Origin of the sequence: Methylobacterium soli (assembly GCF_008806385.1) — a bacterium.
In the GTDB taxonomy this organism is placed as follows: Bacteria; Pseudomonadota; Alphaproteobacteria; order Rhizobiales; family Beijerinckiaceae; genus Methylobacterium; species Methylobacterium soli.
Window position 1 is genome coordinate 1 of record NZ_VZZK01000037.1, and the last position, 26,941, is coordinate 26,941.

At 72.8% G+C, this 26,941-nt stretch carries 19 protein-coding genes and 1 pseudogene; 13 read left to right on the forward strand and 7 right to left on the reverse strand.

Annotated features, from left to right (window positions below; genetic code table 11):
* On the forward strand, window positions 1-313 hold a 313-nt coding region (locus tag F6X53_RS25805), incomplete at its 5' end, for a beta-barrel domain-containing protein (protein ID WP_191971007.1).
* 143 nt (window positions 314-456) lie between these two features.
* Entirely contained in the window at window positions 457-1,551 is a 1,095-nt protein-coding gene (locus F6X53_RS25810) for an NAD(P)/FAD-dependent oxidoreductase (protein ID WP_151003796.1), read from the forward strand.
* A 9-nt stretch (window positions 1,552-1,560) separates the two neighbouring features.
* Here the strand turns inward: F6X53_RS25810 and F6X53_RS25815 are convergent, their stop codons facing one another.
* The gene (locus tag F6X53_RS25815; RefSeq protein ID WP_151003736.1) at window positions 1,561-2,076 is read right to left on the reverse strand and encodes a hypothetical protein; all 516 of its coding nucleotides are present in this window, start codon (window positions 2,074-2,076) and stop codon (window positions 1,561-1,563) included.
* 233 nt (window positions 2,077-2,309) lie between these two features.
* On the opposite strand from F6X53_RS25815, the gene sfnG reads away from it, so the two are divergent.
* The 4 genes and pseudogenes from sfnG (at window position 2,310) to F6X53_RS25830 (ending at window position 6,367) form a co-directional block, all read left to right on the forward strand.
* Window positions 2,310-3,422, forward strand: a complete 1,113-nt coding sequence (gene sfnG, locus F6X53_RS25820) for a dimethylsulfone monooxygenase SfnG (protein ID WP_151003738.1) — start codon at window positions 2,310-2,312, stop codon at window positions 3,420-3,422.
* Between the two features lie 117 nt (window positions 3,423-3,539).
* Window positions 3,540-3,929 (forward strand): annotated as a pseudogene (locus tag F6X53_RS33890) (AlkA N-terminal domain-containing protein); the annotation flags it as partial.
* A 630-nt stretch (window positions 3,930-4,559) separates the two neighbouring features.
* Window positions 4,560-5,669: a bifunctional DNA-binding transcriptional regulator/O6-methylguanine-DNA methyltransferase Ada gene (gene ada, locus F6X53_RS32940; RefSeq protein ID WP_210386414.1), complete on the forward strand. Its 1,110-nt coding sequence runs from the start codon at window positions 4,560-4,562 to the stop codon at window positions 5,667-5,669.
* Window positions 5,666-6,367: a 2OG-Fe(II) oxygenase gene (locus F6X53_RS25830; protein WP_238298813.1), complete on the forward strand. Its 702-nt coding sequence runs from the start codon at window positions 5,666-5,668 to the stop codon at window positions 6,365-6,367. Before ada ends, F6X53_RS25830 begins: the two co-directional genes overlap by 4 nt.
* A gap of 77 nt (window positions 6,368-6,444) precedes the next feature.
* Here the strand turns inward: F6X53_RS25830 and F6X53_RS25835 are convergent, their stop codons facing one another.
* The 3 genes from F6X53_RS25835 to F6X53_RS25845 form a co-directional block, all read right to left on the reverse strand.
* Window positions 6,445-8,409 (reverse strand): acyl CoA:acetate/3-ketoacid CoA transferase, encoded by a 1,965-nt coding sequence (locus F6X53_RS25835; protein ID WP_151003742.1) that lies wholly within the window; start codon window positions 8,407-8,409, stop codon window positions 6,445-6,447.
* Window positions 8,410-8,793: 384 nt separating this feature from the next.
* Complete coding sequence (locus F6X53_RS25840; RefSeq protein ID WP_151003744.1) at window positions 8,794-12,627, reverse strand: ATP-binding protein; 3,834 nt, start codon at window positions 12,625-12,627, stop codon at window positions 8,794-8,796.
* Between the two features lie 200 nt (window positions 12,628-12,827).
* Complete coding sequence (locus F6X53_RS25845; RefSeq protein WP_151003746.1) at window positions 12,828-16,244, reverse strand: TRCF domain-containing protein; 3,417 nt, start codon at window positions 16,242-16,244, stop codon at window positions 12,828-12,830.
* Window positions 16,245-16,444: 200 nt separating this feature from the next.
* On the opposite strand from F6X53_RS25845, the gene F6X53_RS25850 reads away from it, so the two are divergent.
* The 3 genes from F6X53_RS25850 (at window position 16,445) to F6X53_RS25860 (ending at window position 19,578) form a co-directional block, all read left to right on the forward strand.
* Window positions 16,445-16,747 (forward strand): hypothetical protein, encoded by a 303-nt coding sequence (locus tag F6X53_RS25850; protein WP_151003748.1) that lies wholly within the window; start codon window positions 16,445-16,447, stop codon window positions 16,745-16,747.
* A 436-nt stretch (window positions 16,748-17,183) separates the two neighbouring features.
* A complete protein-coding gene (locus F6X53_RS25855) occupies window positions 17,184-17,417 on the forward strand; it encodes a hypothetical protein (protein WP_306426613.1) in 234 nt (77 codons plus the stop codon).
* A 202-nt stretch (window positions 17,418-17,619) separates the two neighbouring features.
* The gene (locus F6X53_RS25860; RefSeq protein WP_151003752.1) at window positions 17,620-19,578 is read left to right on the forward strand and encodes a M23 family metallopeptidase; all 1,959 of its coding nucleotides are present in this window, start codon (window positions 17,620-17,622) and stop codon (window positions 19,576-19,578) included.
* 38 nt (window positions 19,579-19,616) lie between these two features.
* Here the strand turns inward: F6X53_RS25860 and F6X53_RS32685 are convergent, their stop codons facing one another.
* Both F6X53_RS32685 and F6X53_RS25870 read right to left on the reverse strand, forming a co-directional pair.
* A complete protein-coding gene (locus F6X53_RS32685; protein ID WP_191971008.1) occupies window positions 19,617-20,366 on the reverse strand; it encodes a hypothetical protein in 750 nt (249 codons plus the stop codon).
* The gene (locus tag F6X53_RS25870; RefSeq protein WP_151003800.1) at window positions 20,363-21,298 is read right to left on the reverse strand and encodes a LysR family transcriptional regulator; all 936 of its coding nucleotides are present in this window, start codon (window positions 21,296-21,298) and stop codon (window positions 20,363-20,365) included. Before F6X53_RS25870 ends, F6X53_RS32685 begins: the two co-directional genes overlap by 4 nt.
* Window positions 21,299-21,516: 218 nt before the next feature.
* On the opposite strand from F6X53_RS25870, the gene F6X53_RS25875 reads away from it, so the two are divergent.
* From F6X53_RS25875 to F6X53_RS25890, 4 genes are all read left to right on the forward strand, one after another.
* Complete coding sequence (locus F6X53_RS25875; RefSeq protein WP_151003802.1) at window positions 21,517-22,596, forward strand: iron ABC transporter substrate-binding protein; 1,080 nt, start codon at window positions 21,517-21,519, stop codon at window positions 22,594-22,596.
* Window positions 22,593-23,651: a FecCD family ABC transporter permease gene (locus tag F6X53_RS25880; protein WP_373876004.1), complete on the forward strand. Its 1,059-nt coding sequence runs from the start codon at window positions 22,593-22,595 to the stop codon at window positions 23,649-23,651. The genes F6X53_RS25875 and F6X53_RS25880 overlap by 4 nt, the downstream gene beginning before the upstream one ends.
* The gene (locus tag F6X53_RS25885; protein ID WP_151003754.1) at window positions 23,648-24,433 is read left to right on the forward strand and encodes an ABC transporter ATP-binding protein; all 786 of its coding nucleotides are present in this window, start codon (window positions 23,648-23,650) and stop codon (window positions 24,431-24,433) included. The genes F6X53_RS25880 and F6X53_RS25885 overlap by 4 nt, the downstream gene beginning before the upstream one ends.
* 69 nt (window positions 24,434-24,502) lie before the next feature.
* A complete protein-coding gene (locus F6X53_RS25890) occupies window positions 24,503-25,528 on the forward strand; it encodes a substrate-binding domain-containing protein (RefSeq protein WP_151003756.1) in 1,026 nt (341 codons plus the stop codon).
* Here the strand turns inward: F6X53_RS25890 and F6X53_RS25895 are convergent.
* Window positions 25,504-26,940: a TAXI family TRAP transporter solute-binding subunit gene (locus tag F6X53_RS25895; RefSeq protein WP_151003758.1), complete on the reverse strand. Its 1,437-nt coding sequence runs from the start codon at window positions 26,938-26,940 to the stop codon at window positions 25,504-25,506. The two genes, F6X53_RS25890 and F6X53_RS25895, sit on opposite strands and share 25 nt — an antisense overlap.
* Window position 26,941: the final 1 nt, after the last annotated feature.

A 26,941-nucleotide genomic window follows, 5' to 3' on the forward strand; every position in this document is an offset into this window, starting at 1 on the left:
GGACATCGACAACGTGCGCCTCACCCAGAAGGCGATCCTGCGCTTTCCCGCCTTCAACCAGCGGGTAACGCCCGAGATCGACGGCCAGGTGAGCCGGGTCTCGGCGGATGTGACCACGGACCCGAAGAGCGGGATGAGCTACTACACGGCCCGGATCCGGGTGGCGGAGGACCAGCGCGAGCGCCTTGGCGGGGTGCGGCTGGTACCGGGCATGCCGGTGGAGGCCTTCATGCAGATCGGCGAGCGCTCGGTGCTGAGCTATCTCACCAAGCCGCTGACCGACCAGATCGCCAAGGCTTGGCGTGAGCGGTAAGACCTGGCGCGAGCGGTAGAGCCCGGCGCGAGCGCTCGGCCCATCGCGCTTGCGCCGGTGGGCCGCGTCTGCCAAGGCGCTTGCGCAGCCTGCATCCGGTGCCGCCGCACCGGTCCGCGGCGGGTGCGCGGAGCCGCTTGAGCATGCAATGCCTCGTCATCGGCGCTGGAATCGTCGGGCTCGCCGTCGCGCGGGCCCTGGCGGAGCGCGGCCACGACGTGATCGTCAGCGAGACCGAGAGCGCCATCGGGACGGGCGTGTCCTCGCGCAATTCCGAGGTCATCCATGCGGGCCTCTACTACCCGACCGGCTCCCTGCGGGCCCGGCACTGCGTCGCGGGTCGCCGGATGCTCTACGCGTTCTGCCAAAGCCACGGCGTCGCGCATGCGCGCTGCGGCAAGCTCGTGGTGGCGACGCGCGAGGCGGAGACAGCCAAGATCGCGGCGATCCACGCCCAGGGTCTCGCCAACGGCGTCGAGAACCTGCATCTCCTCGACGGTGAGGCCGCCCGGGCCCTGGAGCCGAACCTCGCCTGCGTCGGCGCCCTCCTGTCCGAGGAGACCGGCATCGTCGACAGTCACGGCCTGATGCTGGCCCTGCAGGGCGACCTCGAGGCGCGGGGCGGCATGATCGCGTTCCGCACGCCCGTCGAGGGCTTGTCGCGCCGGGACGGGGTCTGGATCGCCCGGTTCGGCGGCGCGAGCGCGGGCGAGATGGAATGCGACGCCGTCGTCAACGCGGCGAGCCTCGGGGCGCAGGGGATCGCCGAGCGCACGCAGGGCTACCCGCCGGAGCGGCTGCCGCGCCTCGTCCTCGCCAAGGGGCATTATTTCGGCTGCACCGGCAAGGCCGCGTTCCGGCACCTGATCTACCCGGCCCCCGTCGATGGCGGCCTCGGCACGCACCTGACCCTCGATCTCGCGGGGCGGATGCGCTTCGGCCCCGATGTCGAGTGGGTCGAACGGATCGACTACAGCGTCGATCCGGGCCGGAGCGCGGCGTTCACCGAATCGATCCGCCGCTACTGGCCCGGCCTTCCGGACGGCGCGCTCGTGCCCGATTACGCCGGCATCCGCCCGAAGCTCGTCGGACCCGGCGAGGCACCGGTGGATTTCCGCGTCGACGGGCCGGGCGAGCACGGAATGGCCGGCCTCGTGCACCTGTTCGGCATCGAGAGCCCCGGCCTCACCGCCAGCCTGTCGCTGGCCGAGGACGTCGCGGACCGCCTCGGCGCCTGAGCCGGCCCCTCAACGGGCGGGCGGATCCAGCACGCTGGCGGCGACGGCGTTCAGCGCCTCGCCGCAGCTCGCCGCCTGCTCGGGCGTGAAGCGCAGGATCAGGCGGGCCCCTCCGAGCAAGGTCGTCACCAGGACGGGCAGGCGCGCCGCGCTCAAGGTCCCGGTCTGCCAGCCCAGGACCGGCATGTGGGCGGAATGGATCGGCTCGCCCGGCGCCGGGCGCGGATGCCCGGGCGAGCACACCGCGCTGGCGGCCAGGAGGGCGAGGCCGAGTTCGGCCGCCTGCTCCGGCCCGATATCGACGGGAATCGAGCGTTCCCCGATCTGGATGCGGATGCGCGGATCGCCCGGCCCCATCTCGACGCCGAAGGTTGTTTTCGGCGGTGTCCCACTCTCGCTCACGACCGTGACCCTGCGCAGTTTCGACGCTTCTGCCATGCCGGCCCCGCTCGCGTCGACCCATTCCCTCCGCCGGGGCAGGCCTTGCCGGGCCGCGAGCGCCGCGCCGCCGTCGAGGCGAACCAACAAAACGATCCTCCCGCGCGGCCGATCCGGAACGGGACGGTTTCGTCGAATTCGCCCCGAAAACAGCTTTTGCTTCCGTTGACGGAGGAAGTCTCCCCGGCAATGCTTGTCGAGACGAGCCACCGGTGAAATCTTATAGACGCATTCTGAATAAATGTATTCGGAATGGGATCATTCATCGATCGACAGCCGGATCTCGACTTATTGACGACGCTCAATCCAGGAAACGCGCCATGTTCCAGCCGCCCAGCCCCGAGCCGATCCGCTTCGCCTATTGGGTCCCGAACGTCTCGGGCGGCCTCGTCATCAGCCGCATCCCGCAGCGCACGAGCTGGGATGCGGCCTACAACCGGCGGCTGGCGCAGATCGCCGAGGAGGCGGGCTTCGACTACGCGCTGACGCAGATCCGCTTCACCGCCGGCTACGGCGCCGAGTACCAGCACGAATCGGTCGCCTTCAGCCACGCGCTGCTCGCTGCCACGACCCGCCTGAAGGTGATCGCGGCGCTGCTCCCGGGCCCGTGGAATCCGACGCTCGCGGCCAAGCAGATCGCGACGATCAGCCAATTGTCCGAGGGGCGCATCGCCATCAACGTGGTGAGCGGCTGGTTCTCGGGCGAGTTCCGGGCGATCGGCGAGCCCTGGCTCGACCACGACGAGCGCTATCGCCGCTCCGAGGAATTCATCCGCGCGCTGCGCGGGATCTGGACCCAGGACGACTTCACCTTCCGGGGCGATTTCTACCGCTACGCCAACTATACCCTGAAGCCGAAGCCGGCCGAGCCGCAGCCCGAGATCTTCCAGGGCGGCTCCTCCCGGGCGGCGCGGGACATGGCGGCCCGGGTCTCCGACTGGTACTTCACCAACGGCAACACCCCGGAGGGCATCCGCGCCCAGGTCGAGGACGTGCGGGCCAAGGCCGCCGCCAACGCGCGCCGGGTGAGGATCGGCGTGAACGCCTTCGTGATCGCCCGCGACACCGAGGCGGAAGCCCGCGCGGTGCTGCAGGAGATCATCGACCACGCCGACCCGGAAGCCGTGAAGGCCTTCGGGCACGAGGTCAAGAATGCCGGCAGGGCCTCGCCCGAGGGGGAGGGGAACTGGGCGAAGTCGAGTTTCGAGGATCTCGTCCAGTACAATGACGGCTTCAAGACCAACCTGATCGGCACGCCGGACCAGATCGCCGAGCGCATCGTCGCGCTCAAGGAGGTCGGCGTCGACCTGGCGCTTCTGGCCTTCCTGCATTTCCAGGAGGAGGTCCAGTATTTCGGCGAGCAGGTGATCCCGCGCGTGCGCGCTCTGGAGGCGGTCCGGGACGCCGCCGCGGCACGCCCGGCCGCGGCCTGAGGCCGGCGCCCGGGGCGCGCCCGAATTCGGCGCCAAGAAACGCGGTGCCAAGAAACGCGGTGCCGGGCGCGCCCGCCTCGGCTATCGGGCGCGGGCCCGGAGGCCTATGACAGTCCCATGCGACGCGGCCGCACAGAGCCATCGAGCCGCCCGACCGTCCCGGGCGGCCCCCACCCGATCGCCTGCACGGCGCCCTACGATTGGGAGGGGATCCGGGCCTTCCTGGCCGCCCGGGCGGTTCCGGGCCTCGAACGCGTCACCTCCGGTGCCTACGCGCGCACGATCAGCCTCGGCGGGCGCCATGGCACGCTCCGCGTGCGCGAAGCGGGCGCGGCGGGCCTCATCGCGGATCTGCGCTTCCCGGATCCCGGAGCCATTCCGGCGATCCTGGCGCGGATCGGGCGCCTGTTCGACGTCGCGGCCGATCGCGCCGCCATCGGGGCGCAGCTGTCGGGCGATCCCGATCTCGCGCGCCTCGTCTCGGCCCGGCCCGGCCTGCGCGTGCCGGGCGCCTGGGATGGGTTCGAGCTCGGCGTGCGGGCGATCCTCGGCCAGCAGGTCTCGGTGACGGCCGCGACCCTGCTCGCCGCGGCGCTCGTGGCCACCTACGGGCCTCCCCTCGCGGCCGAGGCCGAGCCCGGTCTCAGCCACGTCTTTCCCGCGCCGCAGGACCTCGCCGAGGCCGACATCTCTCGGGCGCTCAACATGCCGCGCGCCCGCGGCGCGGCGATCCGGAGCCTCGCGGCGGCCGCGGCCGCGGACCCGACCCTGTTCGCACCGGGCCAGGGTCTGGCCGCCGCGGTGGCGCGGCTGACGGCCTTGCGGGGCATCGGTCCCTGGACGGCGCAGTACATCGCGATGCGGGCCCTGCGCGAGCCCGACGCCCTGCCGCCGGGCGATATCGGCCTGCTGCGCGCCCTCGAAACCGGGCAGCGGCGCCCGAGCCGCGCCGAACTCCTCAATCGCGCCGAAGGCTGGCGGCCCTGGCGCGCCTACGCGGCGATGCATCTCTGGGCGGCCGACGCGGATTCGGCGCCAGCGCGATGCGGGAGCAAGGACCGGGATGCGGGCGCTCCGCGAACCGGTGAGAGTGCGGCCTCGCGGGGTGCCGACGGCGCCCCCTCGGAGGAGATGGCGATGCCGATCACGGACCTGCAGACCGAGACCCGGGCGGAGGACGACGCCGGGCGCTGGGCCGCGCTCGCCAGCCGGGACCGCCGCGCCGACGGCCAGTTCGTCTACGCGGTGCGCACCACCGGGATCTATTGCCGCCCGAGCTGCGCGGCGCGCGCCGCCCGGCCCGAGAACGTGCGCTTCCATCCCACCTGCGAGGCCGCGGAGGCGGCCGGCTTCCGGCCCTGCAAGCGCTGCCGCCCGAACGAGGCGGCGCCGGAGGCGCGCCAGGCCGCCGCGATCGCCCGCGCCTGCCGGCTGATCGAGACGGCCGAGACGCTGCCGGTCCTCGACGACCTCGCCCGCGCGGCCGGGATGAGCCCCTTCCACTTCCACCGGGTCTTCAAGCGGATCACCGGGGTCACGCCCAGGGCCTATGCGGGGGCGCGGCGGGCGGAGCGCGTCGCCGAGGGCCTTCAGGAGGCCGGGACCGTGACGGAGGCGATCTACGCGGCAGGCTACAATTCCGCGAGCCGCTTCTATGCCGGCGCGCGCCTCGGCATGACCCCGACGGCCTATCGCCGGGGCGGGGCCGGCACCCGGATCCGCTTCGCGCTCGGCGCCTGCTCGCTCGGCGCCATCCTGGTGGCGGCGACCGAGCGGGGTGTCTGCGCGATCCTGCTTGGGGACGATCCGGACGCCCTGCTGCGGGACCTTCAGGATCGCTTCCCCGCGGCCGAGCTGGTGGGGGGCGAGGCCGATTTCGAGGCGCTGGTCGCGCGGGTCGTGGGCTTCGTCGAGGCGCCGGCCGGCGCCTTCGGGCTGCCCCTCGATATCGGCGGCACCGCGTTCCAGCAGCGCGTCTGGGAGGCCCTGCGCCGGATCCCGGCCGGCACCACCGCGAGCTACGCCGAGATCGCGCGCGCCATCGGGGCACCCACCGCCACGCGGGCGGTGGCGCGGGCCTGCGGGCAGAACGCCCTCGCGGTGGCGATCCCGTGCCATCGCGTGGTGCGCCAGGACGGCGCCCTGTCCGGCTATCGCTGGGGCGTCGCGCGCAAGCGCGATCTCCTCGCCCGCGAGGGCGTCGCCCGACCTGATGGCGTCGCGCTCCGCGAGAGCGTCGACCGGTGAGCGATCGCGTCGAGGCGCTCGACTGGGACCGGATCGCGGCCGATCTCGACGCGTTCGGCTGCGCCGCCATGGGCCGGCTCCTCGAACCCGAGGCCTGCGCGGCCCTGCGCGCCCTCTATTCGGAGGAGGCGCCGTTCCGCAGCCGGATCGTCATGGCCCGGCACGGGTTCGGGCAGGGCGAGTACAAGTACTACGCCTATCCCCTGCCGGCCCCGATCGCGGCCCTGCGCCCGCGCCTCTACGCGCGCCTGGCGCCGGTCGCCAATCGCTGGAATGCCGCGATGGACCTGCCGACCCGCTATCCGCCGGCGCATGCGGAATTCCTGGCGCGCTGCCACGAAGCCGGCCAGGAGCGGCCGACGCCGCTGCTGCTGCGCTACGGGCCGGGCGACTACGATTGCCTGCACCAGGACCTCTACGGCGCGCATGTCTTCCCGCTGCAGGTGGCGATCCTGCTGTCGCAGCCGGGCGAGGATTTCACCGGCGGCGCCTTCGTCCTTACCGAGCAGCGGCCCCGGATGCAGTCGCGGGCGGAGGTGGTGCCGCTCGCCCGCGGCGAGGCCGTGGTCTTCGCCGTCCACACCCGCCCGGTCGAGGGCCGGCGGGGCACCTATCGGGTGAATCTGCGCCACGGCGTCAGCCGGGTGCGAACGGGCGAGCGCTACACCACCGGCATCATCTTCCACGACGCCCAATAGGAGCGTTGCCCGGACAAGCCGGGGCGCACCCGGCCGGTGGCGCGCGGAGCCTCGCGAGGTCCCGCGCGCGAGGCCGCTCAGGCCGCCGAGGCGATCGTGGTCTCGCGGCGCTCCGCGGCGTCCAGGAAGGCGTGCGCGTCCTCCTTGCGCTCGAAGATGTGCGGGGCGAGCCCGCGCTTGCGCAGGGCCTCCTGCATCTTGAGGCGCAGGAAGGCGCTCGTCGCGTAGCGCGTCGAGGTCACGTAGTGGTGGCGCATCATGTACTCGATCATCTCGGCGTAATCGTCGTACAGGTTCTCGGTGATGCGGAACCCGTCGTGGTTGACCACCGAGTTCACCCGCTGCCCGGCCTTCAGGCAGGCGGTCTCCAGCACCTGCCGCAGGGCCTCGATGTCGCCCTTCGAGCGGACCTGCCAGCCCTCGAGGTTGACGAAGAGCAGGTTGCGGCCCGCATCGTAGCTCACCCGCTCGCAGAGGTTCAGGTTGAGGAGGTCGGCGAGCAGCTCCATCGGCTCGTCCCGGAAGATCCGGAGATCCATCGTGATCGGGTTCTCGATGATCGGCGTGAACGCCATGTGGGCGAGGATGTCCCGGCCGATATCGATGCCGGGCGCCACCTCGATCAGTTCGAGGCCGCGCTGAGTCAGGTGGAAGACACAGCGCTCGGTCACGTAGAGGACGGGCTGGTTGCGCTCCTGCGCGAAGGGGCCGCTGAAGGTGTTCTGCTCGACCTCGGCGACGAACTTGCGCGAGCGGCCCTCCTGCAGGATCCGGAGCTTGCCGTCCTCCACCTTGGTGACGAGGCCCCCCGCCGTGAAGGTGCCGGCGAAGATCACCTTGCGGGCGTTCTGTGAGATGTTGATGAAGCCGCCGCAGCCGTTGAGGCGCCCGCCGAAGCGGCTGGTGTTGACGTTGCCCTGGCCGTCGCACTCGGCCATGCCGAGGCAGGTCATGTCGAGGCCGCCGCCGTCGTAGAAGTCGAACATCTGGTTCTGGTCGATGATGCAGTCGGCGTTGGTGGCCGCCCCGAAGCTCGAACCGCTCGCTAGCACCCCGCCGACGGCGCCAGCCTCGGTGGTGAGGGTGATGTAGGGGGTGACCTTCTCCTCGGCGGCGATCGACGAGATGCCCTCGGGCGCGCCGACCCCGAGATTGACCACGCCGTTCGGCGGCAGCTCGAAGGCGGCGCGGCGGGCGATGATCTTGCGGGCGTCGAGGGGCATCCGCGCCATGGCGCCGACCGGCACCCGGATCTCCCCCGCCAGCGCCGCGTCGTGCATGATGCCGTAATTCATGCGGTGCTGCTCGGGCTCGGCCACGACCACGCAATCCACCAGCATGCCGGGCACGCGCACGTCCTTGGGCTTGATCGAGCCCTGCTCGACGATGCGCTCCACCTGCGCGATGACGATGCCGCCGTTGTTGCGGGCCGCCATGGCCTGGGCGAGGTTGTCGAGGGTCAGCGCCTCCTTGGCCATGCAGAGGTTGCCCGAGGGGTCGGCCGAGGTGCCGCGGATGAAGGCCACGTCGATCTTGGTGGCGGTGTAGAACAGCCACTCCTCGCCCGCGACCTCGACGAGCTTGACGATGTCCTCCCGGGTGACGTCGTTCACGCGGCCGCCGCCGTGGCGCGGATCGACATAGGTCTTGAGGCCGACCTTGGAGAACAGGCCCGGCTGGCCCGCCGCGCAGGCGCGGTAGAGCTGCGAGATCACGCCCTGGGGCAGGTTGTAGCCCAGGATCTTGTTCTCCTGCGCGGCCTGCGCGACCTTCGGCATCCGGCCGAAATTCGCCGCGATGACCCGGCTGAGGAGCCCGTCATGGTGTAGGCGCCCGGTGCCGAGCCCTTTGCTGTCGCCCGCGCCCGCGGTCATGATCAGGGTGAGGCCGCGCGGGGCGCCCGTCTCGACGAAGCGCCGCTCCAGGGCCGCGTGGAGCGCCTCGGGGATGCAGCTCTGTACGAAACCGGTCGTAGTGACGACGTCGTCGTTCCGGATCAGCGCGATCGCCTCTTCGGCGGTAATGACCTTATTTTTCCGCATGAGACCTCTATTCCTCCTGTCGCCCCCTCTCGCGGCCGGTTGCGCAAGTATTATCTTGCTGAGGCGGACACGGCGGAAGTCTTTCTTCGACGGACAGGGCGAGCCTAGAGAGCGGAGCCGTTCTCCGCAAGTGCACAAGGGCCCTTCTTGCGTCGCGGCATAGTCTTGTTGCGATGCACTTGCGTAACGGCCGAGAAGAGGCGCGAGGCTGGCCATGATGGCAGGCATTGTGTATGCCAAAAGATGGTGGCGCGGTTCGAAGAAGCCTTGGCCTGAAGCCCTGAATTGGCATTCTCGACCAGCCTGGGCTCCGTCCGCAACTTGGCGCCCGCGTCTTTTGTATATTGAATTATCGCAAGCGCCCGCCGCGCGCGGTGCTGATCCTCAATCCTTGAGGATCAGCTCCTGGATGCGCGCCGTCAGGGTGTCCATCACGAAGGGCTTCGTGAGGACCTGCATGCCATGTTCGAGCTGGCCGTTGCCCAGCACGGCGTTCTCGGCGTAGCCGGTGATGAACAGGACCTTCAGGTCCGGCCGCCCGGCGCGCCCCGCATCGGCCATCTGGCGCCCGTTCATGCCGCCGGGGAGTCCGACATCGGTGACCAGGAGGTCGATCCGCGCCCCCGATTGCAGGATGCGCAGGCCGATTGCGCTGTCGGGCGCCTCGATGGCGGTGTAGCCGAGCGCTTCCAGAACCTCCGTGACCAGCATGCGCACGGTGGGCTCGTCATCGACGACCAGGACGGTCTGGCCCTGCTCGGCCCGCGGCACGGCCGTGACGGCGTGCGGCAGCTCCGCCTCGTCCGTCTCGCCCCGATGGCGCGGCAGGTAGAGGCAGACCATCGTGCCTTCGCCGATCTCGGAATAGATCCGCACCTGCCCGCCCGATTGACGGGCGAAGCCGTAGATCATCGAGAGCCCGAGCCCGGTGCCCGCCCCGATCGGCTTGGTGGTGAAGAACGGGTCGAAGGCGCGCTTGATCACCTCGGGCGTCATGCCGGTGCCGGTGTCGCTGACGCAGAGCGAGACGTACTGGCCGGGCGGCAGGTCCTGCTCGCGGGCGGCGCGCGCGTCGAGCCAGCGATTGCCGGTCTCGATCGTCAGGCGCCCCCCGTCCGGCATGGCGTCGCGGGCATTGATGCAGAGGTTGAGGAGCGCGTTCTCCAGCTGGTTCGGATCCGCCAGGGTGCTCCACAGGCCGCTCGCCGTGACGACCTCCAGGGGGATCGCGGGGCCGACCGAGCGCCGGATCAGCTCCTCGATGCCGGTGACGAGCCGGTTCACGTTGGTGGGCTTCGGGTCGAGCGTCTGGCGGCGCGAGAAGGCGAGCAGGCGGTGCGTCAGCGCAGCCGCCCGCTTCGAGGCGCCCTGGGCGGCGTTGATGTAGCGGTCCACATCGCCGTAGCGGCCCTGCGCCAGGCGCGATTGCAGCAATTCGAGGCTCCCCGAGATGCCGGTGAGCAGGTTGTTGAAATCGTGCGCGATGCCGCCCGTGAGCTGGCCCACCGCCTCCATCTTCTGGGCCTGGCGGAAGGCGTCCTCCAGGTCGCGCTGCTCGGTCACGTCGCGCCCGACCGCGTGGAGATGGCCCTCGCTCGGCACCGCGGTCCAGGACAGGATGCGGTAGGACCCGTCCTTGTGGCGGTAGCGGTTCTCGAAGCGCGGCGTCGCGGCCCCGTCCCGCAAACGATGCAACTCCTCCAGCGTCCGTTGCCGCTCGTCGGCATGCACGTAATCGAGGAAGCGCGATCCCATCAGGTCCTGCGCCTCCCAGCCGAGGACCTCGGTCCAGGCCGGGTTCACGGCCTGGATCATGCCGTCGAAGCCCGCGATCAGCATGATGTCCTTGGACAGGCGCCACATCCGGTCGCGCTCGCGCGTCCGCTCGGCCACCTGCGCCTCCAGGCTCTCGTTGAGCTGGCGCAGCACGTCCGCCGCCTCCCGCCGGGCGCGGGCGAGCTTCAGGTTCGATTCCACCCGCGCCAGGAGCTCGCGGGCCGAGAAGGGCTTCGTCAGGTAATCGTCCGCGCCGGCGCCCACCCCCTCGATCTGCGCCTCCTCGCCGGCCCGAGCCGAGAGCAGGATGACCGGGACGGCGCGCAGGGCGGCGTCGGCGCGCAGGGCCGCGAGCAGGCCGAACCCGTCGAGGCCCGGCATCATCACGTCGGAGAGAACGAGGTCGGGGGGCGCGGCCCGCGCGGCCCGCGCGGCCGCGAGGGCGCTCGCGCCGTCCGCGACCGCCTCGACGACGTAGCCCCGGCTGGTGAGGAGCCGGCGCACGTAGTCGCGCATGTCGGCGTTGTCGTCGGCGAGCAGCACCCGCTCGACCCGCGCCGGAGCGACGGCCCGGTCGCCGACCGGCGGCATCGCGGCCTCCTCGGTCGTGGCGATGGCTTCGCTGCCGGCATTGGCGAGCCAGCGCGTCGCCTCCTCGACAAAGGCCTGCGAGCGCGTCGCCGTCGAGGCCTGGGTGCGCGCGGCGTGGATGCGGTCGGGCGGCAGGTGTTCGCTGCCCAGCGGCAGCGCGACCCGGAAGGTGCTGCCCGCGCCCGGGCGGCTCTCGACGCTGACGCGGCCGCCGTGGAGATGCGTCAGCTCCTGCACCAGCGCGAGGCCGATGCCCGAGCCCTCGAAGCTGCGCCCCTGCGCACCCGCCACCCGGTGGAAGCGCTCGAACAGGCGCGGCAGCTCCGCCTCGGGAATGCCGGTTCCGGTGTCGCTCACCGTCAGGCAGGCCTGCCCGTCCGCCGTTTCCAGCGCCACCCGGATCCCGCCCGCGAGGGTGAACTTGAAGGCATTCGAGATCAGGTTGAGGACGATCTTCTCCCACATCTCGCGGTCGACGAAGACCGGCTCGGAGAGGGGCGCGCAGGCCACGTCGAGGCTGAGGCCCGCCCGCTCCGTGGCCGAGCGGAAGCTCGAGGCGAGCTCGGCCGTATAGGCGCCGAGCTCCGTCGCCTCGAACACGGCCTGGGCCCGCCCGGCCTCGATCCGCGAGAAGTCGAGGAGCGCGTTGACGAGCTTCAGGAGGCGCAGGCCGTTGCGATGCGCGACCTCGACGAGGCGCCGGTTCGCCGGCATCACCTCCGCCTCGGCCTTGCCGATGACCTCCTCCAGGGGCCCGAGCATCAGGGTCAGGGGCGTCCGGAACTCGTGGCTGACATTGGAGAAGAACAGGGTCTTCTGGCGGTCGATCTCCGCCAGCGCCTCGACCCGGCGGCGCTCCTGCTCGTAGGCGTTCGCGTTGGCGAGCCCCGTGGCGATCTGCCCGGCGAAGAGATCGAGGAAGCCCCGGTAGCCCTCGTCGAGGGGGCGGTAGGGGTTGAGCCCGGCCAGGATGAGCCCGGCCGGCCGGTCCTGGCCCTGCTGCGCGATCGGCAGGATGAGGACGTGGCTCGGGGGGAGGTCCCAGGGCCCGGCGGGCAGGCCCGCGAAGGCGAGACCGAGATCCGCGACCGCGACGATCGCCGGCTCGCTCACTTGTCCGGCGCGCGCGGCGATCGCGGCCAGAGCCGCCGGGCCCGTGGCGGCGTGGCCGGCGGGAAGGCCGGCGCGGGACAGGAGGGACGTGTCGGCCTCCTGCGGCCCGGTCAGGTAGGCGAGGAAGACCGGGATGTCGTGCGCGCCGCCCGAGAGGCAGCTCTCGATCACCGCTCCCACCTCCGGGACGGAGCGGATGCCCGCCATGCCGGCGCCGAGGTCGCGCAGCTTGCGCAGGCGGCGCTCGCCGATGACGCGCTCGGTCTCCTCCGAGACGACGCAGAGCATCCCGGTGACCGTGCCGTGATCATCCGCGAGGGGCGAGTAGGAGAAGGTGTGGTAGGTCTCCTCCGTGAAGCCGCTGCGCTGCAGGAACAGCAGCAGGCCCTCGTCCCAGGTCGCCTCGCCGGTGGCGAAGACCCGATCGATGCGCGGGCCGATATCGGGCCAGATCTCGGCCCAGACGGCATCGGAGCGCGAGCCGAGCGCCCAGGTTTCCTTGACGCCGAGGGTCGGCAGGTAGGCGTCATTGCAGAAGAAGATCAGCTCCGGGCCCCAGGCCATCCACATGGCGAAGCGGGAGGCCAGCATCACCCGCACGGCGGTGCAGAGGGATTGCGGCCAGGATTCCATCGGCCCCAGCGGGGTCGCGGCCCAATCATGGGCGCGCAGGCGCTCTCCCATGACGCCGCCGCCGGGAAAACGCGTCCGGTCCGGCGTCTCTAGGCCCTCTGGCATGCGCGAATACAGCCTCGCTTCAGGACGGCTCAGCCGGGATATCGACGAGCCCTATGCACCATGATGCCGGAGATCGCCAGAATACCGCGAAGCCGGGCAGAAAACCGTAGAGCCGGCCGGGGGTTCCCGGGGGCCGTGGCGAGCGGCCCCGGGGCTCGTGACGAGCGGCCCCGGGGTCCCGGATGTTCGGCGCGTGCCGGTCAGGCCATGGCGGGATCGGCCCGCTTGGCCACCGTCCGGCGCGGCTTCGGATCCGCGCGGCGCTCCTCCCGTCCTGCCGGCTTTTCCGACTCCTGCCCCTCCTCATTTCGCGCCTCCTGCCGCGCCTCCTGCCGCGCCTCCAGCAGGCGTTCGAGGAAGGCGGCCGCGAGGGTGGCCCGCTCCGTCGGGTCGGCGCTGCCGCGGGGCAGGATCAGCCGGTTGCCCCGTCGCGCCATCTCGGGATCGAGGGCTGTCAGCGCATCCGCCGAGCCCGCCCGGAAATCCGCCGCGATCCCCTCCGGGCCGCCGCTGAGGCGCGTGATGCCGAGCTGCGCGCAGGCCGTGCGCAGCTCCGCCAGGGTCATCAGGTCCTCGACCGGCCGGGGCAGCGGGCCGAACCGGTCCTCGACCTCGCCCCGCAAGGCCGCCACCTCGTGGCGCTCGCGCAGCCGGAGCAGGCGCGTGTAGAGGCCGACGCGCAGCTCCGGCTCCGGCACGTAATCCTCCGGGACGCAGCCCGAGACCCCGAGGCGGATCTCCGGGCTCCAATCCTCGGCGGGCTCGCCCTTGGCGGCCCGCAGGGTCAATTCCAGCAGGTGCTGGTAGAGGCCGAGGCCGATCAGCTTGACGTGGCCGGCCTGGGCGTCGCCCACGAGGTCGCCCGCCCCGCGCATGTCGAGGTCGCGGGCGCTGATGGCGAAGCCCGCTCCGAGCCGGTCGAGGGCTTCGAGGGTGCGCAGGCGCTTCTCGGTGGCGGGCGCGAGCGGTTGCTCCGGGTCCCCGAGCAGGTAGGCGACGCCCCGGCGCTGGCCGCGCCCGACCCGGCCCCGGAGCTGGTGCAGTTGGGCGAGGCCGAACCGGTCGGCGCGCCAGACCAGCATGGTGTTGGCCCGCGGCACGTCGAGCCCGCTCTCGATGATGTTGGTGGCGAGCAGCACGTCGCCGGCGCTGTCGGCGAAGCGCACCATCACCTCGTCCATCGCGGCGGGCTTGAGGTCGCCATGCGCCACCAGGATCTCGAGTTCCGGCGCGATCTCGGAAAGCCGCGCGCGCATCGGGGCGATGTCCTCGATGCGCGGGCAGACCACGAAGCTCTGGCCGCCGCGCCGGTGCTCGCGCATCAGCGCAGCGCGCACCGGCTCCGCCGCGAAAGGCGCGATCACGGTGCGGATCGGCTGGCGCACCGCGGGCGGCGTCGCGATGACGCTGAGGCTCTGCAGGCCGACGAGGGCGGATTGCAGGGTGCGGGGGATCGGCGTCGCCGTGAGGGTGAGGACATGCGCGCCCTGCGACGCCGCGCGCAGGGTCGCCTTCATCTTGGCGCCGAAGCGCTGCTCCTCGTCGATGATGGTGAGGCCGAGATCGGAAAAGCGCACGCCCCGCCCGGCAAGCGCCTGCGTGCCGACCACGAGGCGGATGCTGCCGTCGGCGAGGCCCGCCTTCACGCGCTTGGCCTCCGTGGGACTGGCGAGCCGCGACAGCTGCGCCGCCTCGATGCCGAACCGGGCGAAGCGCCGGCGGAAGGTCTCGAGATGCTGGCGCACCAGCACCGTGGTGGGGGCCAGGACCGCGACCTGCTTGCCGGCGAACAACGCCGCCGCCGCCGCCCTGAGGGCGATCTCGGTCTTGCCGAACCCGACATCGCCGCAGACGAGCCGGTCCATCGGCCGCCCGCTCGCGAGGTCTTCGAGGACGCCGTCCACCGCGCTCGCCTGATCCGCCGTCAGGGCGAAGCCGAAACCGGCGGCGAAGCGCTCCATCTCCCGGTCCGGCGGCACCAGCGGCTCGGCCGTGGCCTCCTGACGGGCCGCGGCCTCCTCCAGCATGCGCCGGACCGTGTGGGCGATGGCGGCCTCCGCCTGGCAGCGCCGCTTCTCCCAGGATCCGCCCTCCAGCCGGTCGAGGCTGACGGCGTCGGCCTCGGAGCCGTAGCGCCAGATCCGGTCGGCCTGGGCCACCGGCACCATCAGGGTGTCGTCCCCGGCAAAGCGCAGGCGCAGGGCATCCCCGCTCTCGCCCTCCGCGAGGCTCAGCCGCTCCAGTCCCTCGAAGATGCAGAGGCCGTGGTCGCGGTCGATGGCGACGTCGCCGACCCGCAGGTCGACCTCGCCCATGGGCAGGACCGGGGGGACCGCCCCGATGGCGGCGTCGCCGCGCTGCCCGAGGAGGTCGGCCGCCGCGATCGCCGTGACGTTGCGCTCGGGCAGGCGGAAGCCCGCATCGAGGGGCGCCTCGATCGCCACGATGGCACCGGGCTCGGCCGCGAGCACCGCCGACCAGTCGGCCACGCGCCGCACGTTGCGCTCGGTCGCCTTCTCGGCCTGCCGGATGAGGCGGCGCAGAGCCGGCGCCGGACCCGCCAGGAGAATGCGGTCCTGGGCCGCCAGCCGCTCGCGCAGGCAGCGCGCGAAGGCGAGATTCGGCCGCCGGTCGCGCGCGAAGACCGGGATCGTCGCGGATTCGCCCGCATCCTCGCTCGCGGTCGCGACGCGGCGCTCGGCGACCTGCGCGGCCCAGGCCGCGGCGTCGAGATAGAGGCCATCCTGGCCCGCCTTGCTGCGGGCGGAGGGGACGGCCGTCTCCTCTCCGTCGGCGATCTGCTCGAAGAAGGCGGCGGCCCGCTCCTCCGCGCCGGTCTCCACCACGAGGCGGGCCTCGGGCTGATAATCCAGGGGGCTCGCGAGACCCGGGTAGAACTGCGCCAGCCGGTGCTCCTGGCCGCTGAAGGGCACGAGGCACGCGGCGGAATCCGGCGCCAGGATGATCTCGGTGGCGGCGTCGACGACCAGCACCGTCACCTCCGCGACCGAGCGCTGCGAGACCGCGTCGTAGGAGCGGATCGCGGTGATGCGGGCCTCGTCGTGCTCGATCCGGCAGGGGCGGGGGGCGGCCGCCGGGAAGACGTCGATCACCCGGCCGCGCAGGGCGACCTCGCCGGGCTCGTCGACCCGGTCATCCTCGATATAGCCGAGGCGCCGCAACTCGGCGACGACCCCGCTTGGGTCGATCGCGTCGCCGACGCGCAGTTCGAGATGGGCCCCGGACCAGATCTCGGGCGGCGGCACGCGCTGGATCAGGGCGGGCGCCGTCGTCAGCACGAAGTCGGGCCGGGCCGCGTGGTCGGTGAGCCAGCGCAGAACACCGCAGCGGGTCCCCATCACCCCGCGGGAGGGCGAGGCCCGGTCGTAGGGCAGGCAATCCCATTCGGGGTAGATCGCGACGCCGCGCTCGGGCGCCAGCGCGCGCAGCAGGGCGGCGAGACGTTCGAGGCGGCGGTTGTCGCGGGCAACGTGGACCAGGGGACGGGCGGAGCGTTCGAGGTCGAGGAGCGCGACCGCGAGGGCGCCGAGGGGCACGCGCGGCGCGATCGCCTCGGGCGCCACGTCCGGGTTCGTCTGCTGCTTCCGTTTGGCCAATGGGGGCTCCGCGCGACCACGATCTGAAGTTGCATGCAACGCGCGACCTCGGCGGCGAGGTCCCGGCCGGCCGAGCCCGATCCCCAGGATTTACGCGGCGTCCCGAACCGCCCCGACCGATCGCCGCCGCCGCGCGTTGGATCGTCGCCCGCCCGCGACGCCGCACCCGCGGCGGCGGGCCCGAGAGGATTTGCGGTCCCATGAGTCTCAAGCACCCGCTCTACGCGAGCCAGAACGGCGACCGCTGGTCGCTCTGCCGCGGCCAGGACGCCACCGACATCCACGTCCTGCACGAGGCCAACCCGGCCTCGGGCGGCCAGATGTCGCGCATCTCCCTCGGGGCCTTCCTGGCCGGCCCGGCCGGGGCACCCGAGCGGCAGGAATTGCTGCGCCTGATCGGGGCGCTCCTGGAGCAGGCGGCGCAAACGCCGCCCCCGACGCCCGCCGCCCCCGAGCCCGGCGCCGCCGCGGCCGAGCCGACCCCGGGGGAGGGGCTGCGCTGAGGCGCCGCCCGGCGCTGCGGCGCGCCTCGCGCTCCAGGCTGGCCGGGCCGGACTTCACGGCTCTACTGGACCAAGGTCGAATTGAACCGGTCCCTCAACCGTCTAGCTTGAGCTCGTTCCCCCGGGAACGTTCCTTCTGAACTCCAAGCCCGCCCGGTTCATCTCCGACCGCGGCGGGTGTCTTTTTTCCGGTGCACCCGATCCTTGATCCTGTGATCCCCGCATCCTCGGATCACCCGATCCGCGCCGCCGGCATCCTGCCCTTCGCGATCGAGGCCTGAACATTGAACCGATCCATGTCGTCGATCGTCATGCGCCGCTTTATTGAATGCAAAATTTGATCAAACGGACGCCACCCGCCTTAAGATCTTGATCACAGCCGCCGCGTAAGGTGCGGACACTCTTCCTTCACGTGGGCGGTCAGATGGCTAAGTGGATGCCCGGGGTCGCCACGTTCGGGTTGCTGTGTCTCATGATCATTCCGGCTCCCGGAATCTGGGGCGTTCTCATCGGCGGCGTCTGCGCATTGGCGATCGTCATCAGCGCGATGCTGTGGCTGCTTGATCGGATGGCCACCCGCCTCCTGGCCTGGCGTGGTCGGCACCGCGCCCGGCCGGCGCCCCGGCGGCGCGTCGTCCATGCGGGCCCGGGCATAACCAGGAAGGTCTGAAGCGTCCGGCACGGGCCAGGGCGGGCCAGGTCGCTGGGCCAAGTCGCCAGGTCAGGTCGCCAGGTCAGGTCGCCAGGTCAGGTCGCCGGGCCAGGTCGCCGGGCCCGCGCCGAGACGATACGCGGTCGGGCCTCAAAGCGGCCGTACTCGCAGGCGAAACGCGGCAAGCTCTGCCGTACCGGCCGCCGCCTCCAGTGAATCGATGCCCCGTCACGACCGACCCAGCCTGTCGACGCGCTCCATCGTCGACGCGGATCCCCTGTTCCCGGAGTCCGAGGGCGCCCTCGGGCGCCACCATGTCAGCCTGCGCTGGCTCGGCGCCAGCGTCCTGATCGGCACCGTCGGGGCGGCCCTGATGGCCTCCGCGCTGTTCCTCTCCCTCGACGGCAGCAGCACCGCGCCGGCGCTCTCCGCCCCGCGGGCCGTCCACGCCCTGAACGCCGCGGGGGAGGACGAGGGCCCCGACGCCAAGCCGCGCGGCGACCGCCTGGTGCGGGACGCGATGATCGCCTCCGACAAGGACAGCTTCAGCGCCCGCGTCACGCAGGAGGCCGGCGACCACGAGGTGGTGAAGGTCCGCCCCTTCGTGCGGCTCGCCACCAGCCTCGCCGCCGCGATCGGCCCCGAGGCCGGCGAGATCCCGCGCTTCGATCCGGTCCGGCTCTTCGCCCGCGCCGACGATGCGGAGCGCCCGTCCGAGCCTGCCGCCGACCCGTCCGACGCCGAGGTCACCATCGCGCGGGCCGACCTGTCCGAGGACGCCGCCGCGGAGGCGATGCCGGCCATGTCGGACGACGAGGTCACGGCCCTCGTCGAGGAGGAGCGCCGCCGCGCCGCCGTCACCGGCCGGGCTCTGGCGCTCCCCTTCGCGTCGCAGAGCCTGCTCGCCCGCACGCTCGGCGCCGCCCGCCCCGACGCCGCCGACGCGGCCATCGCGGCCGGGGCCGAGACCGACCCGTTCCGGGCGATCGAGGTCCATGTCATCCCGGAGAACGTGACCGCCATTTCCAAGGCCGACTCGGCCGCCGCCCTCATCGCGCAGCGCGACCTCACCCTGAAGCGCGGCGAGACGCTGGCGGCCGCGCTCGCGGCCAGCGGCGCCGGCGAGGGGGTGGCCCAGGCGGTCGTCGGCGTGCTCAGCGAGCACGCCCGCACGGGCCTGTCGGAGGGGCAGCACCTGCGCCTCCTGTTCGCGCCGGGGCCGGAACCGGGCGAGCCGCGCCAGCTCCGCCGCGTCACGCTCTACGGGCCCGAGGGCATCGAGGAGATCGCGGCCGCGAAGGATCGCGGCGGCTTCGTCTCGGTGGCGCCGCCGCCCCGCACCACGGCCCGCGCCCCGAGCGAGGCCGACGATGCCCAGGGCGCCACGCGCCTCTACGAGAGCCTCTACGCCACGATCCTGCGGAACGGCCTGCCGCCCGCGCTGGCTGAGGATCTCGTCGGGATCTTCGGCTTCGGCATCGATTTCCAGCGTGCGGTGGCGCCCGACGACCGGCTCGAACTCCTGTTCAGCCCGGCCGAGGACGCCAATGACCGTCCGGACGTGCTCTATGCCAGCCTCGTCCTCGGGGGCGAGACGCACCGGGCCTACCGGTTTGAGGCGCCGCGCACCGGCGCCGTCGCGTATTACGACGAGCGGGGCGGCTCGCTGCGCAAGTTCCTGCTGCGCAAGCCCATCGCGGACGGGCGCATCACCTCGCCCTTCGGCACGCGCTACCACCCGATCCTCGGCTACGCGAAGTTCCACAACGGCGTGGATTGGGCCAACAAGGCCGGAACCCCGATCCTGGCCACCGGCGACGGCAAGGTGGTCTCGGCCGGTCCGCGCGGCGGCTACGGCAACCGCATCGAGATCCAGCACGCCAACGGCTACGACACGGCCTACAACCACATGTTCCGCTTCGCCAAGGGCATCGCGGCCGGGCAGCGCGTCCACCAGGGTCAGGTGATCGGCTATGTCGGCTCGACCGGCCTCTCCACCGGGCCGCACGTCCATTACGAGGTCAGCATCAACGGCCACTTCGTGGACCCGATGAAGATCCGCCTCCCCGACGGGCACGGCCTCGACGGACCGGCGCTGGCCGCCTTCCAGCGCCAGGAAGAGCAGGCCAACACGCTTCGCCGCCACGCGACCCTCGCGAGTTCCTCCGGCTCGCTCTGAGCCGCGCGGGCAGTCGGCCGCACGGATTGGAGGGCGCTTCAGCGCAGCGGCCTGACCGCGAAGCTGTGGGCGATGTGGCCGGGGATGAGCCGGAAATCGGTCTCGCGCGCGATGGCCAAGCCGTCGGCGTCGAGGGTCTCGACGGCGCCGCGGGCCTTGGTCTCGGACATGTTGGTCCGCGCCGCGATCTCGGCGCAGCTCAGGCTCGCGACCGTGCCGCGCCGGTCAGCGAGGGCGCAGAGCAGCGCGTAGAGCTTCAGGGCGTTGCAATCGCGCGCGTAGCGGCTGGTGAAGCGGTGCAGGTCGGACAGGCTCGCGTCGGGCGCGCTCGGGTCGATCGGAGCATGCGCGATCCGGGCGTAGCGGGCCGGGCCCGGCGCGTCGGTGAGCCGGTACCGGACCCGGCGCCCCTGGCCCTCCTGCGACACCGCGATGAGCCCCTGCGTGGCCAGGAGGCGCTTGCCCGCCGAGAGCACCGGCGAGGACAGGCCGGCCAACGCGCCGATCTGCGCGTAGGAGAGGAGCGCGGCGACCGGTCCGTCCTCCTCCGGGTCGCCGTCCTCGGCCGCGAGCGCCACCGCGAGCAGGATCTTGAGGGCCGCGGTCGAGCGCCCCGCATAGGCCGGCTCGCTGCGGAAGCTGCGCAGGCCCCCGTCGAGGATCCAGCGGCAAGGCAGGCGCGAGATGGAGCGGGGCGCCGGCCGCCCGCCGAGCCGGGCCGCGACGTCCTCCGGGGGACCGGTGCGGCGGGCCTCGCGCGCTTCCGCGCCGGGAAGCAGGCAGTTCATCCGACCAGGCACCCCTGCCGGCACTCGGCCTCCAGGCTGCCGCCCGCGAGGCTGCGGGCGAGACGCCGGGCGATGCCGATGAGCGCCGAGACCATCGGGGTGCCGGGCTCCTGCTTGGGCGCCACGAGGCCGATCGTGTGGCAGATGTCGGGCGCGACGATCGGGATGGCGCGCACGCCCTCCATCGGCCCGAGGGTGTCGGCCAGGATCGCCGGCATGATGGTGGCCCATTGCAGGGTGCGCACGTGGCTCATCAGCACGATCATCGAGTTGGATTCGAGCGTCGGCGCCGGCTCGCTGCCGGAGGCGCGCAATTGCTGGTCGATGATCCGCCGGTTCTGCATGTCCGGCGTCAGGAGGCAGAGCGGGATGCGGCTGACCTCGGCCCAGGTCACGGCGTCGCGCCCGTCATAGGCCCCGCCCGCCGCCGTGAGCAGGCGATAGCGCTCCTGGTAGAGCGGCACGACCGTGACCCGCCCGAGGGGCTCGTTGTCGAGATAGGTGAGGCCCGCATCCGCCTCGAGATTCTCGAGAAGCGCGAAGATCGCCGTCGAGGTGGTGGATTCCACGCTGAACCGCACATCGGGGTAGCGGGCCCGATAGGGGGTGGTGAGCGAGGCCACCATCGGCAGCGCCGTCGGGATCGCGGCGATGCGCAGGTGCCCGGCCGGCCCGTGCCGGAGCGTCGCCACGTCCTCCCGCATGGCGCGGGCATCGGCGACGATGCGGCGCCCCCAGGACAGGACCCGCTCACCCTCCGGGGTGAAGCCCTGGAAGCGCGAGCCGCGCTGCACCAGGCGCACGCCGAGCCGGTCCTCCAGGCTCTTCACGCCCGCCGACAGGGTCTGCTGGGTCACGCCGCAGGTTTCGGCGGCGCGGCCGAAATGCTGCTCGCGCGACAGGGCGAGGAGGAAGTCGAGCTTGTCGATCACGGCGACGCGATGCAGTTCCGTCCAGGCCGATGCGGCGGGTCGCATCTGTGGTATAATGACGTTTCGGTGCGTTCAATATGAAGCAATCTTCCGTTATGATCCGGGCGGTCGAGGGGCCGGGCCCGGAGAGCCCTGCGCCCTCGGCCGCATAGGTGAATTCCCGCAGGGCCGTTACGCTGCGGACCCGATTACGAAGGTTCAGCCCCCGCCCCATGACGATGCGTAGACGCGACGGCGCCCGGATCCCGCGCCTGCTGGCCGGCCTCGCCCTCGCCCTCGCGAGCCTGTCCGGCGCCGCGCAAGGCCGCCCCTTCGTGGATGCGGCCGGGCGCAGGGTCGAGATCCCGGAGACGGTCGGGCGCGTGCTCGCCGCTGGCCCGCCGGCCTCGGTGCTGCTCTACACCCTGGCGCCGGGCAAGATGGTCGGCTGGGTCCGAAGCCCGCAGGCCGACGAGAAGCCCTTCCTGGCCCGGGAGACCTGGGATCTCCCGGCCTATGGGCGCCTCACGGGCCGGGGCAACACCGCCAATATCGAGGCGGTGCTCGCCCTCAAGCCCGACCTCATCGTCGATATCGGCGCGACGGGCCCGACCTACGCGTCCCTCGCCGACCGGGTGCAGGCCCAGACCGGCATCCCCTACATCCTCCTCGACGGGAGCTTCGCCCGGACGCCCGAGACCTATCGCCGCTTCGGCGCGCTGATCGGCGCGGAGGCGCGGGGCGAGGCCCTGGCCGCGGATGCGGAGAGCCTTCTGGCGGAGGTGCGCACGAGGCTCGCCGCCCTCCCGGAGGGAAGGCGGCCGCGCGTCTATTACGGGCGCGGGCCGCGCGGCCTCGAGACGGGGCTCGCCGGCTCGATCAACACCGAGATCCTGGATTTCGCGGGCGCCCGCAACGTCGCAAGCTCGGAGGGGCCGGGCGGGTTGACCACGGTCTCGCCCGAGCAGGTGCTCGGCTGGAATCCGGACGTGATCCTCGCCCTCGATCCCGCCTTCGGCGAGGCGCTGACGCGCAACCCGCTCTGGCGCGGGCTGTCCGCCGTGAAGGCCGGCCGGATCTACCAGATTCCGCGCCTGCCGTTCGGCTGGTTCGACGCGCCCCCCGGGGTGAACCGCCTGATCGGCCTGCGCTGGCTCGTCGCCCTCCTGTACCCGGACCTGTTCCCGCAGCCGCTGGCCGCGATCACCCGCGACTTCTACCGGCGCTTCTATCAGGTGGAGCTTGACGCCAGCCAGCTCGACGCTTTGCTCGCCGGAGCCGGCCAGCCGACAGCCGGCCAGCCCGGAGCCCCGCCGTGACGCGCGCCGCCGCCGGGGCCGGCGCCAGCGACAAGGCCGGGCGGCGCCTCGCCCGTGTCCTGCGCCGGGCCGGCCCGCTTCTCGCGCTGGCGCTCCTCGCAATCGTCTCCCTCTCGGTCGGCAAGTACGGCGTGCCGGCCCGGGAGGTGTTCGCGGTGATCGGCGCCAAGCTCCTGGGGCTGGCCTCCGGCGTCGATCCGACGGCCCAGACCGTGGTGCTGCAGGTGCGCCTGCCCCGGGTCGCGGCGGCGCTCGTGGTCGGCGGGGCGCTGGCGGCGGCCGGCGCGACCTATCAGGGGCTGTTCCGCAATCCCCTGGTCTCGCCCGATATCCTGGGCGTCTCGACGGGCGCGAGCCTCGGGGCGGTGCTCGGCATCTTCCTGTCGCTGCCCGTCTGGGCGATCCAGGGGCTCGCCTTCCTGGGCGGGCTCGGCGCGGTCGGGCTCGTCTACGCGGTGGGGGCGGCGGTGCGCCGGCACGATCCGGTGCTGACCCTGGTGCTGGCGGGCGTCGCGGTCGGGGCGGTGCTCGGGGCGGCGATCTCGCTCCTCAAGGTCCTGGCCGACCCCTACAACCAGTTGCCCGCCATCACCTACTGGCTGCTCGGCAGCCTCGCGGCCGTCACCCTCGGGGATGTCGGGGCGATCCTGCCGGCGATCCTCCTCGGGCTCCTGCCCCTCTGGCTCCTGCGCTGGCGCATGAACCTGATGAGCCTCGGGGAGGAGGAGGCCCGCGCGCTGGGCGTCGAGACCCGGCTCCTGCGCCCGCTCTTCATCGCCAGCGCGACGTTGATCACCGCCGCGGCGGTCTCGGTGACGGGGGTGATCGGCTGGATCGGCCTCCTCGTGCCGCACGTGGCCCGCCTCCTGGTCGGGCCGGATTTCCGGCGCCTCCTGCCGGCGGCCCTGGTTCTCGGGGCCGGCTACCTGCTGGCCGTCGATCTCGCGGCCCGCAGCCTCGCGGTGATCGAGGTGCCGCTCGGCATCCTGACGGCCCTGATCGGCGCGCCCTTCTTCCTCTGGCTCCTCGCCACCGCGCGGCGGGGCTGGTCGTGAGCACGGAAGCGCTGCTGAGAGCCGAGCACCTGGCCTTCGGCTACGGCGCCCGGATCGTCGGGGCCGAGGTGAGCTTCGCGCTCCAGGCCGGGGAGGTGCTCTGCCTGCTCGGGCCCAATGGCAGCGGCAAGACCACCCTGTTCAAGACGCTCCTCGGCCTGCTGCCGGCGCGCGCCGGCCGGGTCCTGGTCGACGGTCTCGACGTCGCGCGCTGGTCCCGGGCGCGGCTCGCCCGCACCATCGCGTATGTGCCGCAGGCCCACGCCGCCCTGTTCCCCTTCACGGTCCGGGAGGTGGTGCTGATGGGCCGCGCGAGCCGGCTGCGGCCCTTCGCGGCCCCGGGTCGGGCCGACCACGCCGTCGCGGAGGCGGCCCTGGCGAGCCTCGGCATCGCCCATCTCGGCCCCCGGATCTACACCGAGATCAGCGGCGGCGAGCGCCAGCTCGCCCTCGTCGCCCGGGCGCTCGCCGGGGAGCCGCGCCTCCTCGTCATGGACGAGCCGACCGCGAGCCTCGATTTCGGCAACCAGGTGCAGGTGCTGGCCCAGATCCGGCGCCTCGCCCGCGACGGGCTCGGCGTCATCCTGTCGACCCACGATCCCGACCACGCCTTCCTGTGCGCCGACCGGGTGGCGCTCCTGCACCGGGGGCGCCTCGCGGCCCTGGGCCCCCCGTCCGAGACCGTCACGTCGGAGAGCCTGCGCCGGCTCTACGGCGTCGAGGTCGCGGTGGTGCCGCTGGCCGGGCAGGGGCGCTCGGTCTGCACCCCGGTGCTCCCGTGAGGAACGGTCCGGTGCCCGCAGCCGTTGCGGGGCTCGACGCGATGCGCGCGAACAGGCGGTGACCCGAGCATGACCGAGCCTGCCAACGAACGGCCCGTCAGCGTGGCGCTGGGGCTCGGGGGCCTGCTGCGGGTCGGCGGCCGCACGGTCGCGGTCGCGGATGCCCTCACGCTGCTGCGGGCGGTCCAGTCGGCCGGCTCGGTCCAAGGCGTCGCCGGCGCGCTCGACCTCTCCTATCGCGCCGCCTGGGAGCGGCTCCGCAGCCTGGAGTCCGGCCTCGGCCGCCAGCTCGTGCAGAAGACCCGGGGCCATGGCAGCGCGCTCACGCCCTTCGGCCTCTCCGTCTGCAACGCGCTCGGCGATGCCAGCGCGGGCCTCGAGGCCGCCCTCGCGCGCGAGGGCCGGGCCGTGGAGGCGCGCCTCGTCGCGCTCTTCACCGAGGCGCCGCGGCGCCTCGCCATCGCGGCGAGCCACGACCTCCTGCTGATGGAGGCGGTCGAGGCGCTCGGCGGCAGCGAGGTCGCGGTTCTGGGCAGCCGGGACGCGGTCCAGCGCCTCCTCGACGGGCAGGTGGACGTGGCGGGCTTCCATCTCGGCGCCGAGCCCCTCGCCGAATCGGGCGTGCCCTTCTCCGACCTCGCCGACGCCGCCACCCTGCGGGTGCGGCCCGTCTTCGAGCGCGAGCAGGGCCTGATGCTGGCGGCCGGAAACCCCCTCGGCATCCGCGCCTTTCCGGATCTCGCCGGCCGGCGGTTCCGCTACGTCAACCGCCAGAAGGGCTCGGGCACCCGGCTCTGGTTCGATCGGCTGCTGGCCGAGCACGGCCTCGCGCCGGCCGAGATCCAGGGCTACGGCGTCGAGGAATTCACCCATCAGGCGGTGGCCGCCGTGATCGCCACCGGGGCGGCGGATGCGGGGCTCGGGGCGCGCTCGGCGGCCGAGCGCTTCGGCCTGCACTTCCTCAGCATCGGCTGGGAGACCTATTACCTCGCGGCGAGCGCGGCGCTGCCGCCCGAGACCCTCGACGGCCTGATCGCCGCGGTGGCGGCCCGGGCCGAGCGCAGCCCCGGCTATAAGGCGCCGCCCCGGGCCTGATCCTCCGGCGGCGGGGCCGCCCCCTTGCCGAGGGCGGCCCGCGCCACGGTCGAGCGCGCCGCGTCGATGGCGATGCGGGCCGCACTCAGGCTGCGCGGCTCGGTCGGGCGCGTGAGGGCGTAGCGGGCGATGTTGGCCGCGAGGCTGTCGATCTCGTCGGCGAGACTCGCGAGCTTGCCCGCATCCTGGATGCGGCGCGCCTCCGAGCGGATCTCGAGGAGGCGCCCGGTCGCGATCTCGATCCGCTCGCGCCGGGCCCGCCACAGGCGCCGGCGCAGCCACGCGACCGTGGAGCCGATGCCGCCGCCCAGGAAGGCCACGAGGTAGATCCAGGTCTCGTAGCGCTCGATGAAGCCCTGCTGCTCGCGCTCGAAGTAATCGATCGCGCCGGGGTGGATCGGCAGCCGGGCGCTGGTGGCGGCGGCGGTGGTGTCGTAGGCCGGCGCCGCCATGTCGTTGGCCGCCGGCACGCTGTCGGCGAGCGCGCTGCGCAGCTCGAACAGGTGCTCGGTCGCCTCAGCGGCCACGCTCCGCGACAGGGTCGCGCGCGCCACCAGCCGATAGGACGCGCCGACGCTCGCCACATCCTCGGCCGGCAGCTTCGGGTTGCCGCCGAACAGGCCGGCCGGCACGCTCACGGCCTGGAGCCGCGGCATCCGGGCGAGCGCCGCCGGAACGTCGGGCACGCCGACGAGGCTGACCGCCCGGCCCTCGCTCGCCTCGCGCACCGCGCCGACGAGGCGCCGCGCCGCCGCACTCGTCGGGCTGGTCAGGACCGCGATGGCGGCGATGCGCCCCTGCGACAGGGCGGCGCCGATCTCGGCCTCCTCGACGGGCACGAGCTGCACGGCCTCGCCCGCAGTGCCCGCGTCCGGGCTCTCCGCCGGCAGATCGAGGCCGCTCTGCTCAAGGAGCGTTCGGATCAGGGCGAGGTCGGCGCCGCGGCGGGCCAGCGTGCCGACCCGCTTGCCCGCGAGGTCGGTCAGGCTGCCGATCCCGGACGCCTCCGGGCTCACCACCAGCACCGCCTGCTCGCGCAGGACCGCGAGGGTCAGGCCGTTGGCGGGGAGCAGGATGTCGGGCCGGACCACCGCGAGGTCGACCTTGCCGGCCTGCAGCGCCTCGGCGCTCTCGCGGACCCCGTCGAAGGGCACGATCTTCAGGCGCAGGTTCAGCCGCTTCTCGGCGAGTGCCGCCGCGTAGGCGCGCATCAGCGCCGGCTCCGTCCCGCCCGCCGGCGCCACCGCGACGGACAGGGTCGTGGGCAGCGACAGGTACAGGATGGAGGCGAGCGCCACCGCGACGAGCAGGCCGATGACGAGGTAGCCGCGCTCGCGCCGCGCCGCGGGCTTCGGGCGCGGCTTCGGCTTGGAATCGGGGGAGGCTTTGGGCGAGGAATTGGGCTTCAGCATC